Origin of the sequence: Curtobacterium sp. RIT-PI-V, from assembly GCF_025642935.1 — a bacterium.
Taxonomy (GTDB): domain Bacteria; phylum Actinomycetota; class Actinomycetes; order Actinomycetales; family Microbacteriaceae; genus Curtobacterium.
This window is the reverse complement of sequence record NZ_JANZKM010000029.1, coordinates 26,261-39,858: the sequence shown is the minus strand read 5'-3', so window position 1 is coordinate 39,858 and position 13,598 is coordinate 26,261. Positions and strand designations below refer to the sequence as shown.

General features: G+C 70.9%; 16 protein-coding genes. 13 read left to right on the top strand and 3 right to left on the bottom strand.

Going from position 1 to position 13,598, the window contains the following annotated elements; genetic code table 11:
* Positions 1–72 precede the first annotated feature (72 nt).
* The 3 genes from OGL88_RS15290 to OGL88_RS15280 are packed head-to-tail and all read left to right on the top strand — an operon-like array spanning position 73 to position 1,906.
* A complete protein-coding gene (locus OGL88_RS15290; protein ID WP_263091994.1) occupies positions 73–591 on the top strand; it encodes a GNAT family N-acetyltransferase in 519 nt (172 codons plus the stop codon).
* On the top strand, positions 588–1,229 hold the full coding sequence (locus OGL88_RS15285) for an HAD-IA family hydrolase (RefSeq protein ID WP_263091993.1): 642 nt from the start codon (positions 588–590) through the stop codon (positions 1,227–1,229). Before OGL88_RS15290 ends, OGL88_RS15285 begins: the two co-directional genes overlap by 4 nt.
* Positions 1,226–1,906 carry an HAD family hydrolase gene (locus OGL88_RS15280; RefSeq protein WP_263091992.1) on the top strand — a complete coding sequence of 227 codons (681 nt, stop codon included), beginning with the start codon at positions 1,226–1,228 and terminating at the stop codon, positions 1,904–1,906. Before OGL88_RS15285 ends, OGL88_RS15280 begins: the two co-directional genes overlap by 4 nt.
* On the opposite strand, the gene OGL88_RS15275 is transcribed toward OGL88_RS15280, so the two are convergent.
* Positions 1,892–2,458: a TetR/AcrR family transcriptional regulator gene (locus OGL88_RS15275; RefSeq protein ID WP_263091991.1), complete on the bottom strand. Its 567-nt coding sequence runs from the start codon at positions 2,456–2,458 to the stop codon at positions 1,892–1,894. The two genes, OGL88_RS15280 and OGL88_RS15275, sit on opposite strands and share 15 nt — an antisense overlap.
* Before the next feature lie 91 nt (positions 2,459–2,549).
* Between OGL88_RS15275 and OGL88_RS15270 the strand changes: the two genes are divergently transcribed.
* Genes OGL88_RS15270 through OGL88_RS15255 form a run of 4 tightly spaced genes read left to right on the top strand, consistent with a single transcriptional unit; the run spans position 2,550 to position 6,745 of the window.
* Positions 2,550–3,545, top strand: coding sequence for an amidohydrolase family protein (locus tag OGL88_RS15270; protein ID WP_263091990.1), 996 nt, complete (start codon positions 2,550–2,552; stop codon positions 3,543–3,545).
* Positions 3,535–5,292 (top strand): AMP-binding protein, encoded by a 1,758-nt coding sequence (locus OGL88_RS15265; protein WP_374114452.1) that lies wholly within the window; start codon positions 3,535–3,537, stop codon positions 5,290–5,292. The genes OGL88_RS15270 and OGL88_RS15265 overlap by 11 nt, the downstream gene beginning before the upstream one ends.
* Before the next feature lie 4 nt (positions 5,293–5,296).
* Complete coding sequence (locus OGL88_RS15260; RefSeq protein ID WP_263091989.1) at positions 5,297–5,854, top strand: GNAT family N-acetyltransferase; 558 nt, start codon at positions 5,297–5,299, stop codon at positions 5,852–5,854.
* Positions 5,855–5,863: 9 nt separating this feature from the next.
* Entirely contained in the window at positions 5,864–6,745 is an 882-nt protein-coding gene (locus tag OGL88_RS15255; RefSeq protein ID WP_263091988.1) for a hypothetical protein, read from the top strand.
* 45 nt (positions 6,746–6,790) lie between these two features.
* Here the strand turns inward: OGL88_RS15255 and OGL88_RS15250 are convergent, their stop codons facing one another.
* Positions 6,791–8,008, bottom strand: a complete 1,218-nt coding sequence (locus OGL88_RS15250; protein ID WP_263091987.1) for an MFS transporter — start codon at positions 8,006–8,008, stop codon at positions 6,791–6,793.
* A 102-nt stretch (positions 8,009–8,110) separates the two neighbouring features.
* Here OGL88_RS15250 and OGL88_RS15245 point away from each other — a divergent pair, with 102 nt between their 5' ends.
* The 4 genes from OGL88_RS15245 to OGL88_RS15230 all read left to right on the top strand — a co-directional run bounded on the left by OGL88_RS15245 (position 8,111) and on the right by OGL88_RS15230 (position 11,147).
* Positions 8,111–8,962, top strand: coding sequence for an SDR family NAD(P)-dependent oxidoreductase (locus OGL88_RS15245; RefSeq protein ID WP_263091986.1), 852 nt, complete (start codon positions 8,111–8,113; stop codon positions 8,960–8,962).
* Positions 8,963–9,277: 315 nt separating this feature from the next.
* Positions 9,278–10,057: a hypothetical protein gene (locus OGL88_RS15240; RefSeq protein WP_263091985.1), complete on the top strand. Its 780-nt coding sequence runs from the start codon at positions 9,278–9,280 to the stop codon at positions 10,055–10,057.
* 35 nt (positions 10,058–10,092) lie between these two features.
* The gene (locus tag OGL88_RS15235) at positions 10,093–10,608 is read left to right on the top strand and encodes a luciferase domain-containing protein (RefSeq protein WP_263091984.1); all 516 of its coding nucleotides are present in this window, start codon (positions 10,093–10,095) and stop codon (positions 10,606–10,608) included.
* Positions 10,605–11,147 (top strand): cysteine hydrolase family protein, encoded by a 543-nt coding sequence (locus OGL88_RS15230; protein WP_263091983.1) that lies wholly within the window; start codon positions 10,605–10,607, stop codon positions 11,145–11,147. The genes OGL88_RS15235 and OGL88_RS15230 overlap by 4 nt, the downstream gene beginning before the upstream one ends.
* A 95-nt stretch (positions 11,148–11,242) precedes the next feature.
* On the opposite strand, the gene arr is transcribed toward OGL88_RS15230, so the two are convergent.
* The gene (arr, locus tag OGL88_RS15225; protein WP_263091982.1) at positions 11,243–11,653 is read right to left on the bottom strand and encodes an NAD(+)--rifampin ADP-ribosyltransferase; all 411 of its coding nucleotides are present in this window, start codon (positions 11,651–11,653) and stop codon (positions 11,243–11,245) included.
* Between the two features lie 99 nt (positions 11,654–11,752).
* Here arr and OGL88_RS15220 point away from each other — a divergent pair, with 99 nt between their 5' ends.
* Both OGL88_RS15220 and OGL88_RS15215 read left to right on the top strand, forming a co-directional pair.
* The gene (locus tag OGL88_RS15220) at positions 11,753–12,685 is read left to right on the top strand and encodes an ABC transporter ATP-binding protein (protein WP_263091981.1); all 933 of its coding nucleotides are present in this window, start codon (positions 11,753–11,755) and stop codon (positions 12,683–12,685) included.
* Positions 12,682–13,542, top strand: a complete 861-nt coding sequence (locus tag OGL88_RS15215; protein ID WP_263091980.1) for an ABC transporter permease — start codon at positions 12,682–12,684, stop codon at positions 13,540–13,542. The genes OGL88_RS15220 and OGL88_RS15215 overlap by 4 nt, the downstream gene beginning before the upstream one ends.
* Positions 13,543–13,598: the final 56 nt, after the last annotated feature.

Genomic DNA, 13,598 nt, shown 5'->3' with positions numbered 1-13,598 from the left:
CGCCCTGCCCCAAGTCGATTGGAATCCGTTCGGACGAGTTTCGCCGACGGCTGTCTGTCCTACGCTCGGTCCATGCAGGGGATCACGATCCGACCGACGACCGAGGCTGACTGGGAAGCCGTCCGAGCGCTCCGCCTGGAGATGCTCCAGGACACCCCGATGGCTTACGCGGAGCACTTGGCGGATGCCGAGCAGCTCGACGAGACCGAGTGGCGTGCGCGGGGTCGCCGGGGTCAGGACGCCGGCGGGACCGCGCTCGTGGCGATCGACGCCGACGGCCGCTGGGTCGGTGCGATGGGGTCGTTCATCCCGGACGCCGCTGCCGGGCCGTTGCTGGTCGGGGTGTACGTCGCGCCGTCGCACCGCGGCCGTGCGGCCGGCGTGACCGATGCGCTGCTCGACGCGATCGAGGCGTGGGCTTCGGGCCACGGGACCACGCTCCGTCTCCACGTGCACGAGCGCAACCTGCGGGCGCAGGCCTTCTACTCGCGACGTGGGTACGAGCTGACCGGGGTGAGCGAGCCGTACGTCCTCGCGCTCGACGAGCGGGAGCTCGAGATGATCCGCCGACTCGACGAGGTCTCCGCGTGACCGGCGGAGGGGTGCGGTGGCTGCTGCTCGACGTCGGTGGCGTGCTCGAGATGGTCGACGACGCGGCATGGCCGGGGCAGTTCCGCACGAGGTGGGCGGCTGCGTTCGGCTTGACGGACGAGGAGTTCTCCTCGCGGTTGTCGGACGCTGACCTGCCCGACGCTGCGCGACGGACCGGGGTCGACGACGAGTACTGGGGGAAGATCGGCGCCGCACTCGGCGCCTCGGCCGAGGTGCTCGCGTCGATGCGAGCCGACTTCTGGGACGCGTACTGCGGCTCCTTGAACGAGCCGCTCTTCGACTTCGTCGCCGGTCTGCGCGGGACGGTCGGGCTCGCGATCCTGTCCAACTCGGGCGATGGCGCCCGTCAGGAGGAGGAGCGACGGTTCGGGTTCTCAGCCGTGTTCGACCCGATCTGCTACAGCCACGAGATCGGGGTCACGAAGCCGGAGCCAGAGGCCTTCCGGATCGCACTCGACCAGCTCGCTACCGCGCCCGAGGACGTCCTCTTCGTCGACGACGTGCCGGAGAACATCGAGGCTGCACGGGCGATGGGGATCCGGGCGCACCTGCACGTCGAGACTGCGGACACGATCGCAGCGATCCGCGCGGCGATGCCGGAGGATCGGGAGCAGTGACGGAGCCGGTGCGCGGCATCGTCTTCTTCGACGTCGACGGGACGCTCGTGTCGACCGGTTCGAGCAGCAGTCATCTCGCGGAGCGATTCGGGCACCGGGACGCGCTGGACGAGGCCGAGCGTCGGTACGCCGACGGCTCGCTCACGAATCGACAGGTGAGCGAGATCGATGCCGCGGGCTGGCGCGGCGCATCGACGACGACCGTGGACCGCTGGCTCGACGACCTACCGGTGCTCCCCGGTGTGGAGCTCGTGGTGGCGTGGTGCCGCACGCACCAGGTCGTCCCCGTGTTGGCGTCGCTCGCGTGGCAGCCGGTCACTCGGTCGCTCGCGCGGCGGTTCGGATTCGTCGCGCACGGCGGACCGCGGGTCGGGGTCACGGGTGGCACCTACGACGGGGCGGTGGCGGAGCACTTCGACGAGTTCGACAAGCGAGACCGTGCGCTCCGGTACGCGCTGGCCCGTGGCGTGCCGATCGAGCGGGGCTGTGCGATCGGGGACAGTCGGTCGGACATCCCACTCTTCGAGGTGGTCCCCGCGGCGCTGGCTCTCAATGCGACCGGAGCGGCCAGGGCGGCAGCATCGACCGCGATCGACACGGCGGACCTGTCGGACGTCGTGCCGTGGCTCGAGGGGTGGCTGAACAGTCTGGGCGGACCCGGCTCAGCGAGTGGGTGACCCGGCCTCCGTCGTGAGCGATTCCACCCAGCCCTGCGCCGCGCGGAGCAGGTCGTCACGTGACGCGCCGTCGAAGGCGCTGAGGCGCAGGAAGTGCTGCGTGATCGTGATGCCGAGGATGCCGCTCACGGTCAGCAACGCCCGCAGCCGGGCGTCGTCGCCGTCCAGTGAGCGCGCCAGGTTCTCGACCCGCTCGTCGAGGTAGCCACGCATGGTGTCCGCCGCCTCGGGCACCGTCAGCATCGACCGGACGAGCGCGGCCGTCTCGGCGGGGAGCGCGTCGAACCGGATGCCCAGGACGTCGAGCAGGTGGTCGGCGGCCGCGCGCTCGCTCCCACCGTCCGACGTGGTCGGCAGCTGCACGGCGGTCGCGAACAGCGCTGCCTTCGACCCGAAGTGCTGCATGACGAGCGACGGATCGATGCCGGCAGCTGCGGCGATGCTCCGGATCGTCGTGCCCTCGTACCCGTTCGCACCGAACTGCTGCCGAGCGGCTGCGCGGATGCGCTCGGCGGTCTGTGCGCGTTTCGCGTCGCGTGAGGTCTCGGCCATGCGTCTGACTCTACGGCGTTGAGCGAGGTGTACGGTTCACTCAACGCCGATGAGTGAACGCGTCGGTGTGAGACCTGACGGAGGAACCCCGATGACCCTGATCGCGATCGAAGAGCACTGGAACCACCCGGCCCTGACGGACGCCGTCAACGCCCTGCCCGAGGACCGCCGCGACCCGAGCACGGCGCTGGACGAACTCGGCGACAACGGCGAGCTGCTCCGTGACCTCGGTGACGCCCGGCTCGCAGCGATGGACGCACAGGGGATCGACGTCCAGGTGCTGTCCCTCGCGCCGCCCGGAGCGCAGCCGCTCGATGCCGCGGACGCGATCCCGCTCAGTCGGCAGGCGAACGACATCGCGATCGCGGCGGTCGCGGACCACCCGAAACGGTTCCGCGCGTTCTCGACCCTGCCGATGGCCGACCCGGGCGCTGCCGTCGCCGAACTGGAGCGCACCGCCGGCCTCGGCTGCGTGGGGGCGATGGTCTACGGGCGGACCGGCGAGGTGCCGCTCGACGATCGCCGGTACGACGACCTCTTCGCCGCCGCAGCGTCGCTGGGTCAGCCGGTCTTCATCCACCCGCAGGTCCCGTCGAAGCGCCTGCGTCAGGCGGCGTACAAGGGGTTCGACCCGATGGTCGAGCTCGGCTTGGCGACCTTCGGGTGGGGGTGGCACCTCGAGGCGGCACGCGCGGCACTTCGCCTCATCGTCGGGGGCACCTTCGACCGACACCCGGACCTGCAGGTCGTGCTCGGCCACTGGGGCGAGCTCCTGCTCTTCTGGCTCGACCGTGCGGACAGCCTGTCGCGGGTCGCCGGACTCGAGCGGACGGTGTCCGACACGGTCCGCTCGAACCTCCACATCACCAGCTCGGGGATGCTCAGCCCCACGCTGCTCCGGCACGCGCTCGACGTCACGACGCCCGACCGGCTGCTGTTCTCCACCGACCACCCGTTCCAGCGGCCCTCCGCGGACGAGATCGAGACGTTCCTGCGGGAGTTCCCCTCGGACACGGCCCGCGATGCGTTCACGTCGGGGAACGCACGCCGGCTGTTCGGGATCGGCGACCAGACGGATGCGGCATGATCGGTCCGTGCCCAACCCGAACGTGACCGCCGCGTACCGCGCTGCCCGTGACCAGTTGCTCTCCGCAGAGTCCGCCGAGGCCGCCCGCGCCGCCTTCCGGTGGCCGGACCTCGGCGACACCTTCAACTGGGCGAACGACTGGTTCGACGTCATCGCGGCCGGCAACGACCGCATCGCGCTCTGGATCGTCGACGCGGCCGGCTCGGAACAGCGGCTCAGCTACGCGGAGATGGCCGCCCGGTCCGACCGCTTGGCCGTTCGCCTGCACGAGCACGGCGTCCGGAAGAGCGACCACGTGCTGGTCATGCTCGGCAACCAGCTCGAGCTGTGGGAGACGATGCTCGCGGTGATCAAGCTCGGGGCGGTGATCCTGCCGACGTCGACGATGCTCGACACCGCCGACCTGCAGGACCGCGTCGACCGCGGAGCCGTGGCGCACGTCGTCACGAACCGCAGCGAGACCGCGAAGTACGACGACGTCCGCGGGGGCTTCTCCCGCATCGTGATCGGCGGCGCTGTGGACGGCTGGACGGAGTACCCCTCGGACCTCGGCGAACCAGCGCCCGCGGGGGAGTCACGACCGGTCGTCGTCACCAAGACCACCGACCCCTGCCTCGTCTACTTCACGTCGGGCACGACCTCGAAGCCGAAGATGGTCGTGCACACCCAGACGTCGTACCCCGTCGGACACCTCAGCACGATGCACTGGCTCGGCCTGCGGCCTGGGGACGTGCACCTGGCGATCAGCTCGCCCGGCTGGGGCAAGCACGCCTGGAGCTGCTTCTTCGCGCCGTGGATCGCCGAGGCGACCGTCTTCGTCCACGACACCCCGCGGTTCGATCCGGCCGCGCTCCTCGCGCAGCTGGACGCCGCCGAGGTGAGCACGTTCTGCGCACCGCCCACCGCCTGGCGGATGATGCTCCAGTTCGACCTCGGTGCGCGCCCACGGGCACTGCGCGAGGTCGTGTCGGCCGGAGAACCACTGAACCCCGAGGTCATCGACCGGGTCGAACGCGCGTGGGGTCTGACCATCCGCGACGGCTACGGGCAGACCGAGACCACGGCGATCATCGGCAATGCCCCGGGCAGTACCGTCACCCCCGGTGCGATGGGCCGCGCGTTGCCCGGTGTCACCGTGACGCTGTTGGACCCGGTCACCGGGCAGCCCGGCGACGAGGGCGAGGTCTGCCTCGACCTCGACGAGCGGCCGGTCAACCTGATGGCCGAGTACCTCGGTGACCCCGACCGGACTGCGGCATCGATGCGCGACGGCTTCTTCCACACCGGCGACATCGCGGTCCGGGACGCCGACGGGGAGTTGACGTTCATCGGCCGGACCGACGACGTGTTCAAGTCGTCCGACTACAAGGTGTCACCGTTCGAGGTCGAGAGCGCCCTACTGCAGCACCCTGCCGTGGCCGAGAGCGCCGTCGTTCCCGCCCCGGACGACGCCCGGCTCAACGTCGTCAAGGCGTACGTGACGCTCGCCGCCGGGTTCGAGGCGACGGCGGACACCGCCGAACAGGTACTCGCGTACGCGCGGACCGCGCTCCCGGCCTACGCACGCGTGCGTCGGGTCGAATTCGCGGAGCTGCCGAAGACCATCTCGGGCAAGATCCGACGCGTGGAGCTGCGGGAGCGCGAAGAACGTGCGGCCGTGAGCGGCGTGCCCGTCGACGGTGAGTGGCGCGACGAGCAGTTCCCGGCACTGCGCGCGTCCCGTCCGCGGCCGCCCGCCGTCGGCTGATCACATGGTGGTCGCTCTGCGCCCGTGGTCGGTCGACGACGCACCCGCGCTGCTCCTCGCCCGGCGGACGACGCCGGACCTGGAAACGCAGTTCCCCGACGCCGATCTGCGCGACGAGGCGCAGTCGCGCGAGCACATCAGCCGTTCCCTCGGATTCGGCGACCGCGCAAAGAACTGGGCGGTCGTGGACGACGGTGTCGTGATCGGGAACGTCGGGCTCACCGCGATCGAGTTCCGGCACGGGACGGCTTGGGCGTCCTACTGGCTGGCGCGTGGCGGACGCGGACGCGGACTGGCGACGGCGGCGCTGGCGAGTGTCTCGTCCTGGGCGTTCGGCGTCGGGCTGTTCCGCCTGGAGCTCGGGCACCGGGTGAACAACCCCGCGTCCTGCCGGGTCGCCAGTGCCGCCGGGTTCGCCGCGGAGGGCACCGAGCGACAGAAGCTGCGGTACGGCGTCGAACGCTTCGACGTGGAGACCCACGCTCGGCTCGCGACGGATCCGGCCCCGGCTCTGCCGACGCTGCTGGTGCACGCGGACGGTGTCGGTCGGGGCTCGTCCTAGGCTCGGCACGTGGAACTGATCACCGACGTGTCCCGCGGCGCCTGGCTGCTCGCCCGGGCGGGAACGTTCGGCACCGTGGGCGGGACAGCCGGAACCGGGTTCGAGGCCTCCGCGCGCATCCTCCACCCGGTGTCGGCGGACCGCGAGGACCGTTCGACCGTCGACGAACGGGATGACCACCCCGTCCTCGAGTCCGGCCGGTGGCGGTGGTCCGACGTCGCATCGCGAACGGGCGGCATCGTGCACCCACTCGTCCAGTGGCGGAGCCTGACCGGCCGGACCGACGAGTCCGATCTGGTGTTCGAGGACGGCTGGCGCGTCCACCCGCCCGAGGAAGGCTGGTTCGAGCCGATCCTGCTTGCTGCGCTCACCGAGCACCTCGCGGCATCGACCTCGACACCGGACGACCTGGTCGCGGCGATCTGGAGCGGGTGGAGCGAACTGAGCGGGGGGTCGACGCTTGCTGTCGGGTGGCAGGGCGCCGATCAGGCCACCGCGGAGGAGATCGAGGCGATGCGCCGCTACGCGCTCGAGATCCAGGCGCAGCACGACGATGCGCAGGCCGCGATCCGTGCCGCCCTCGCCGTCGAGTTCTTCCCATGGCCGCACCGCGAGTGCTTCCTCCTCTCGATGACCCTGCCGCAGCTCGCCGACCCGACGTGGCCGGACCGCGCTCGGATCGGGACGGTGGTCGACCTCGCCCACACCCCGCAGATGCTCTGGCCGGAAGACCACTCCTGGGTGCTCGCGTCGGAGATCGACTGGGACTCGACGATCGTCGCCGGGTCACGTGCCATGGTCGACGCGGTCCTGGCCGACGACCGGTTCGAGGCCTTCCCGGTCGACGAGGACAGCGACCTGACGTGGGGCGGCGATCCCGTCAACGGGTGAAACGTGGCGGTGCCGGCGGCCTCGACCGCTGCTACAGGTCTCCGACTAGAGGCGCGCGGGGAACGCCGATCGCCGACCGACCAGGGTGAGCACCGCCGCGATCGCCCCGAAGACGATCATCACCACCGCCAGGACCAGTCCGTCGAACACGGTCAACAGCGCGGCTCCGAAGACCCCGGCGACGAAGATCGCGATGTTGAACGCGACGGGCAGGAACGCGCTGGCGACGTCGGCGTTCTCCCCACCGGCCGTGGTGAGCGCCGCCTGCAGCTGCGTCGAGGCACCACCGAAGCTGACTCCCCACAGGACGGCGGCGACCAGGACGGCGACCGGCGATGCGTGACCGACGAGCAGGACGACGCCGGTGACGACGAACAGTCCGACGCTCAGGTGCAGCAGGGGCCGGGGATGCCGGTCGAGGAGCGCGCCCGTGATCACGACGCCGAGGATCGCTGCGATGCCGTAGACGAGGAGGACGAGTCCGGCGCTGAGGTCGGTGCCGGTCACCCGCAGGTACGGGGAAATGTAGGTGTAGATCGTGTTGTGCGCGACCATCCACGTGGCGATGACGGCGAGGATGATCGCGATCCCACGGATGCGGAACACCTTGACCACGGAGAGCTTCGCAGCGCCGGTCTGGCCGGGTGCGTCCGGCACGAACGCCGCGATCAGCGCGAGGATGACGACCCCGACGAGGCTGAGGCCGATGAACGACCAGCGCCAGTCCAGGGCGGTGCCGATGAACGACCCGAGCGGCGTGCCGAGCGCGAAGCCGACGGGGGCGCCCGTGGAGACGATGGCGAGCGAGACGCCTGCGAACCGCGCGGGACTGATGCGCCGCGCGTAGGTGGCGAACATGCCCCAGATGATCCCGGACACCGCGCCGGCGACGAACCGCGTGACGAGCGCGATGGTCACGTTCGGGGCGAACGCGGTGAGGGTGTTCGCGATGATCAGCACGGCGATGGCCGTCGTGAGCAACGGCTTGCGGCGTAGGCCCCGCGTGAGTGCGATCGCCGGCACCGTGGCGATGACGGTGCCGATCGCGTAGGCGCTGACGAACAGTCCGACCGTGCCCTCGGACGTCCCCATGCCGTCCGCGATGACCGGCAGGAGCCCCGCGGGCATGGTCTCCATGGCGACGAGCACGAACCCGATCGCCGCGAGCAGTGCGAGCGGGAACCACGGCAGCCGGTCGCCGGCAACCGGAGTGGTCGGCGGAGCCGACGGAGCCGACGGGGTCGTGGTCACGAGGGGGTCCATGTCCCTGACGCTAGGGCGGCTCGAGCGTCGGAAGGGAGGTTCTGCTCGACCCCGTTTCGGCAGAGCCTCACTCTCTGCACGAAAGTGGTCTTCGCTGGGGGCATGACCGAACCCCAGACCTTCTTCATCACCGGGACCAGCCGCGGCATGGGCACCGAGTTCGCGCGCGCCGCCCTGGACGCCGGACACCACGTCGTCGCGACCGGGCGGGACCCGGAACGTGTCGTCGCAGCGGTGGGCACGCACGATGAGCTGCTCGCCGTCGCGCTGGACGTCACGGACGAGCGCACCGTCCGGAGCGCGGTCGACGCAGCGATCGAGCGGTTCGGCCGCATCGACGTCCTGGTGAACAACGCCGGGAGTTTCCAGGGCGGGTTCTTCGAAGAGGTCTCCCCGGAGCAGTTCCGTGCGCAGATGGAGACGAACTTCTTCGGTGCGATGAACGTCACCCGCGCGGTGCTCCCCGTCATGCGGGCGCAGGGCTCCGGTCGGGTCATCAGCATCAGCTCGACCGCCGGCATCGTCGCCGGTGCCGGTGGGAGCGCGTACGCCGCGTCGAAGTTCGCGCTCGAGGGGTGGATGGAAGCGCTGCACGACGAGGTCCTGCCGTTCGGCATCCACACCACGGTCGTCGAGCCCGGCTTCTTCCGGACCGACCTGCTCGCGGAGGGCAGCTCCACGTTCTGGGGCGACGTCCACCTCGACGACTACCGGTCCTCGTCGGACCAGACCAAGGAGTTCTTCCGCGGCATGGAGGGCAAGCAGAGCGGCGATCCGGCGAAGCTCGCCCGGACGCTCCTTGCCCTGACGGAGATGTCCGCACCACCGGTGCGCCTCGTCGCCGGTGCGGACAGCGTCGAGGGGGTCGTGCGGAAGGCGCAGCAGCTCGTCGAACAGGCGCGGGCGTTCCCGGAACTGACCTCATCACTCGACCTGGACGACCAGCAGCGCTGAGTCGGAGATCAGTCCGGACCAAACCCCTCGAACGGGGGCTCCGAAGGAGTCCGGTCGTTCATGACCCGTTACAGGACGCGCCCTCGTCGTCGACCCGAACTTCGACGTGGGCGCGTTCGTACGTCCGGGCAATCGATCCGGCGCCCGGTTCCGAACAACTCGCAGTAACGGGATCAGGAGTTGTCCGTCCGGCCCTGTTCGGGTCAGGCACCGGACGGGCAGCTCTCTCGTCGTCGGAGGAGCGCCGGGTAGCACCCGGGACACAGCGCGCCCGTCCGGCTCCGGCGTGCAGCACGCGGCAGGGAGACTGGGTCGGTGCGCTCTCGTCTCGTCATCGGACTCCTCGTCGCCCTGGCCTGCACCGTGCCGCTCACAGCGTGCTCGGCCGCCGAAGGACTGGCACGCGACGCGCTGCGGTCCGGTGGATCGAGCGGCTCCGAGACAGCGGTGTGTCCGAGCGACGAAGCGCCGGCACCGGAGGCGGCGAATCCGAACCCGACACCGGACCTGACCCCGGCGCCGACGCTCGACCCCGCCGTCGCGAGCCAGGTGCGCACCGCCCTCCGGCAGGTCCGTGCGCTCCCGGCCGTCGCTGAGGCGACGCAGACGACCACCAACACCCCCAGTTCCGCCCCGGACCCGACCTGCTCCACCCGGTGGGTCACGTCGAACCACTTCGCATCGCGGTTCACGGTCACGATGGACGCCGGCGCGACCCCGGCTCAGGCCGGAGCCGTCCCGACGACGATGGCCACCGAGCTGGCGTGGACCGGCGTCTCCCTGACGCTGACCGTGCCGGCGGACGAGGGGCACATCGCCAGCACCGTCCACTACGACGGCACGTTCGACCAGCAGATCCCGACGTCGACGTCCACTGTGGTGGCGCAGGGACTGGCGACCCTCGCCGCGACCCCGCACGTGACCGGGCTCGAGGCCTCGATCCCGTACACGATGCGCGTCGACTACGGCTCGCTCGTCATCGGCGTGGACTCGGAGGACCAGGGCGTCCTCGACCGCGTCCGCGCCGTGATCGACGCGACGGCCTTCGCGGACACGACCCTGCACGGCTCGTTCGGCAACGGCGCCAAACCGTGACCCGCGGCGGCGGAGCGCGCCGGTAGCGTCGAACGGTGATCTCCACACCTCGCCCCGGTGTCCGCCCGTCCGTGTCCGAAGAGGGGCCACAGCGTCAGCTCACTGACCGCGCGACCCCGGAGCAGTGGGGACGACTCGTCGCGGACGCACTGGCACTGCCGGACGTGGTCGAGGGGCACAGTCAGGTCTCGCCGGCGTCGTCGCGCGCACTGTTCCTCCGCGACCGTGCCGACCACGTCGTGCCGTGGACGTCGCTCGCTCCCGATGGGCGTCTCGAACCCGTGCACCTGCACGGTGTCGACGACACCTCGGTGCACCTGTGCCTGCCGGCGGCTCGCGGCGTCGAGCTCACCGCTCTCGGGTGGGCGACCCCGCACCAGTACGAGGACCACGGCACCGAGTTCCTCGTCTACGGGCCGCGCGACGACCACGAGGTGGACGTCGTGCTCTCGATCATCGCGGAGAGCCTCGCCTTCGCCCGCGATCCCGGCGACGAACAGCCCGGACACGGCCCGGCCTGGAGCCCGCCGCCCGCCATACTGAACCGATGACCCGCGCGCTGCTCCTCGTCGACATCCAGCTGGACTACTTCCCGGGTGGGGCGTTCCCCCTCGTCGGACCCGAGGCCGCTGCCACCGCCGCCCGCGCCGTGCTCGACTCCTTCCGCGCCGCCGGCGACCTGGTGGTGCACGTCTTCCACGTGTCCACCGACCCCGGCGCCACGTTCTTCGTACCGGGCACGCCGGGCCTCGACTTCCACCCGGCGGTCGCGCCCGTCGACGGCGAGCCGGTCCTCGAGAAGCACGAGCCGAACAGCTTCATCGGCACCGGGCTCCAGGAACTGCTGACCGACGCCGGAGTCGACGAGGTCACGATCGTCGGGATGATGAGCAGCATGTGCATCGACTCGACCACCCGGGCCGCGCACGAGCTCGGCTTCACCGCGACCGTGGTCGCCGACGCGTGTGCCGCGCCGGACCTGACGCTCGGGGGCGTCACCGTCCCGGGTGCGAGCGTCCACGCCGCCTTCATGGCGGCGCTCGACGGCAGCTTCGCGACCGTCACGACGAGCGACGCGCTCAGCCGCTGACGTCCGCAGGGCACGTTCGGGGCACTGAGACCAGGGCGAAGCGGACGGGAGGCCCGTGGCGGCCCCGCCCCGCGCCTCCCGTCCCGCCAGCCGGCTCAGTTGATGATCTCGCCGCGCTCGTCCGCGCGCAGCGCGGCCAGGCGCTCGCGCCAGAGGCGCAGCGCGTCGGGCGTGAGTCGGGGCCAGTCGGTGACCTCGCGGACGATCCGCACCGGTTCGGTGCTGCGGTAGGACCGGGTCGGGTTGCCGGGGAACTTCTCGTCGGTGACGTTGGGGTCGTCCTCCCAGGGGCCGGTCGGCGCGACCTCGTAGACCCGCGGTTCGGCGTCTCCGGCGGCGAGCTCGGCCGCGAGCCCGGCGCCGTCGGAGACCGCCGTGAAGGAGACGTGGTTCATGACCACCTCGGGGCGGTGGTTCGACCGGAAGCCCGCGGTGAGCAGGTCGCCCGGTACGAGGTCGGCCTTCGTGCCGTGGAAGAACGGTCCGTCGTCCTGTGCCTGCTCCACGGCGTCAGGCTAGGCCGAACGGCTTCGGCCCCCGCGCGCCTGACACATCCCCCTTCCGACGGACGCGCCGCCGGACACCCCTGCAATAGCGTGGCCGCCGTGATCGAAGTCAGCCACCTCACCAAACAGTACGGTCCGAAGACCGCCGTGGACGACGTCTCGTTCGTCGTCCGACCCGGCAGCGTGACCGGCTTCCTGGGGCCGAACGGCGCCGGGAAGTCCACCACGATGCGCATGATCATGGGCCTCGACCGGCCCACCGCGGGGAGCGCGACGGTGAACGGCCAGCCGTACACGACGTTCCGCGACCCGCTCCGACAGGTCGGCGCCCTGCTCGAGGCGAAGGCGGTCCACTCGGGCCGCAGCGCCTACAACCACCTGCTCTCGCTCGCGGCGACCCACGGCATCCCGAAGGCCCGCGTGCACGAGGTCATCGACATGACCGGCCTCGAGTCCGTGGCGAAGAAGCGCGTCGGCGGGTTCTCGCTCGGCATGGGGCAGCGTCTGGGAATCGCTGCCGCACTGCTCGGCGACCCGAAGACCCTGATCCTCGACGAGCCCGTCAACGGTCTCGACCCCGACGGCGTGCTGTGGGTCCGGCAGCTCGCCCGCCGGATGGCCGCCGACGGTCGCACCGTGTTCCTGTCCAGCCACCTGATGAGCGAGATGGCGCAGACCGCCGACCGCGTGGTCGTGCTCGGCCGCGGTAAGGTCCTGGCCGACGCCCCGATCGCCGAGTTCGTCGCCGGTGGGGGAACCGCACCGGGCGCCGCCGGCGGTGGCAGCCGGGTCATCGTCCGGACGCCGTCGCCCGACCAGCTGTTCCAGGCCATCGGCCCGAACGCGACGGTCACCCCGCGCGAAGACGGCACCTTCCTGGTCGTCGGTCCCGACGCACCGACGGTCGGCAACATCGCCGCCCAGGCCGGCGTCGCACTGCACGAACTCACCCCGACCGGCGCGAGCCTGGAGGAGGCCTACATGGCCCTCACCCGCGACGACGTCGAGTACCGATCGGAGGGCACCCGATGAGCGCCACCACCTCGCCCACCACGCCGTCGACCCGCATGCACGGTGCGACCCGCCTGTCGTTCCCGCACCTGGTGCGGAGCGAGTGGATCAAGCTGCGCAGCATCCGGTCCACGTTCTGGTGCTACGCGATCCTGGTGCTCGTGACGATCGGCATGGCCGCACTCGTCGGTGCGAACACCAACAGCGGTGGCGACCAGATGCCGACGGACATCGCCAACGGCACCCTCGTGAACGTCAACACCGTGGGCGTCCTGCTCTCGTCGCTCGTCGTGGGCGTGCTCGGCGTGCTCATCATCACCGGCGAGTACGGCACCGGTCAGGTCCGCTCGACGTTCACGGCCGACCCCCGGCGCACCGGTGTGATCCTCGCGAAGGCCGTGGTCCTGGCGGTCACGACGTTCGTGGTCAGTGCCGTCGCGACCTGGATCGGTGTGCTCATCTCGCTGCCGCTGCTGGCCGGCAACGGTGTGGAGCCGGAGATCGGCAACCCGGCGGTGTTCCTGCCCATCCTCGGGTCGTCCGTCTACCTGACGTTGCTCGCCCTGCTCGCCTACGGGATCGGGCTGCTGGTCCGGTCGAGCGCCGGCGGCATCGCGATCACGCTCGGCATCCTGCTGGTCCTGCCGGTGGTCCTGTCGCTGATGGCGGGGCTGATGAACCTCGAGTGGCCGGTCAACATCATGAAGTTCCTGCCCGACCAGGCCGGCAGTCAGCTCTTCGCGTACTCCTACGACGGACAGGAAGCCAGCCAGGACGACATCGTCCTGAACGGCTGGGGCGGCTTCGGTGTCCTGGCGGCCGAGGTGCTCGTCGTGGGTGCACTCGCGCTGACGGTCGCACGTCGACGCGACGTCTGACCCGAGCGAGCGCGCACGCGTTCTGCGACGTCCCACCTGTCGATCGACGGGTGGGA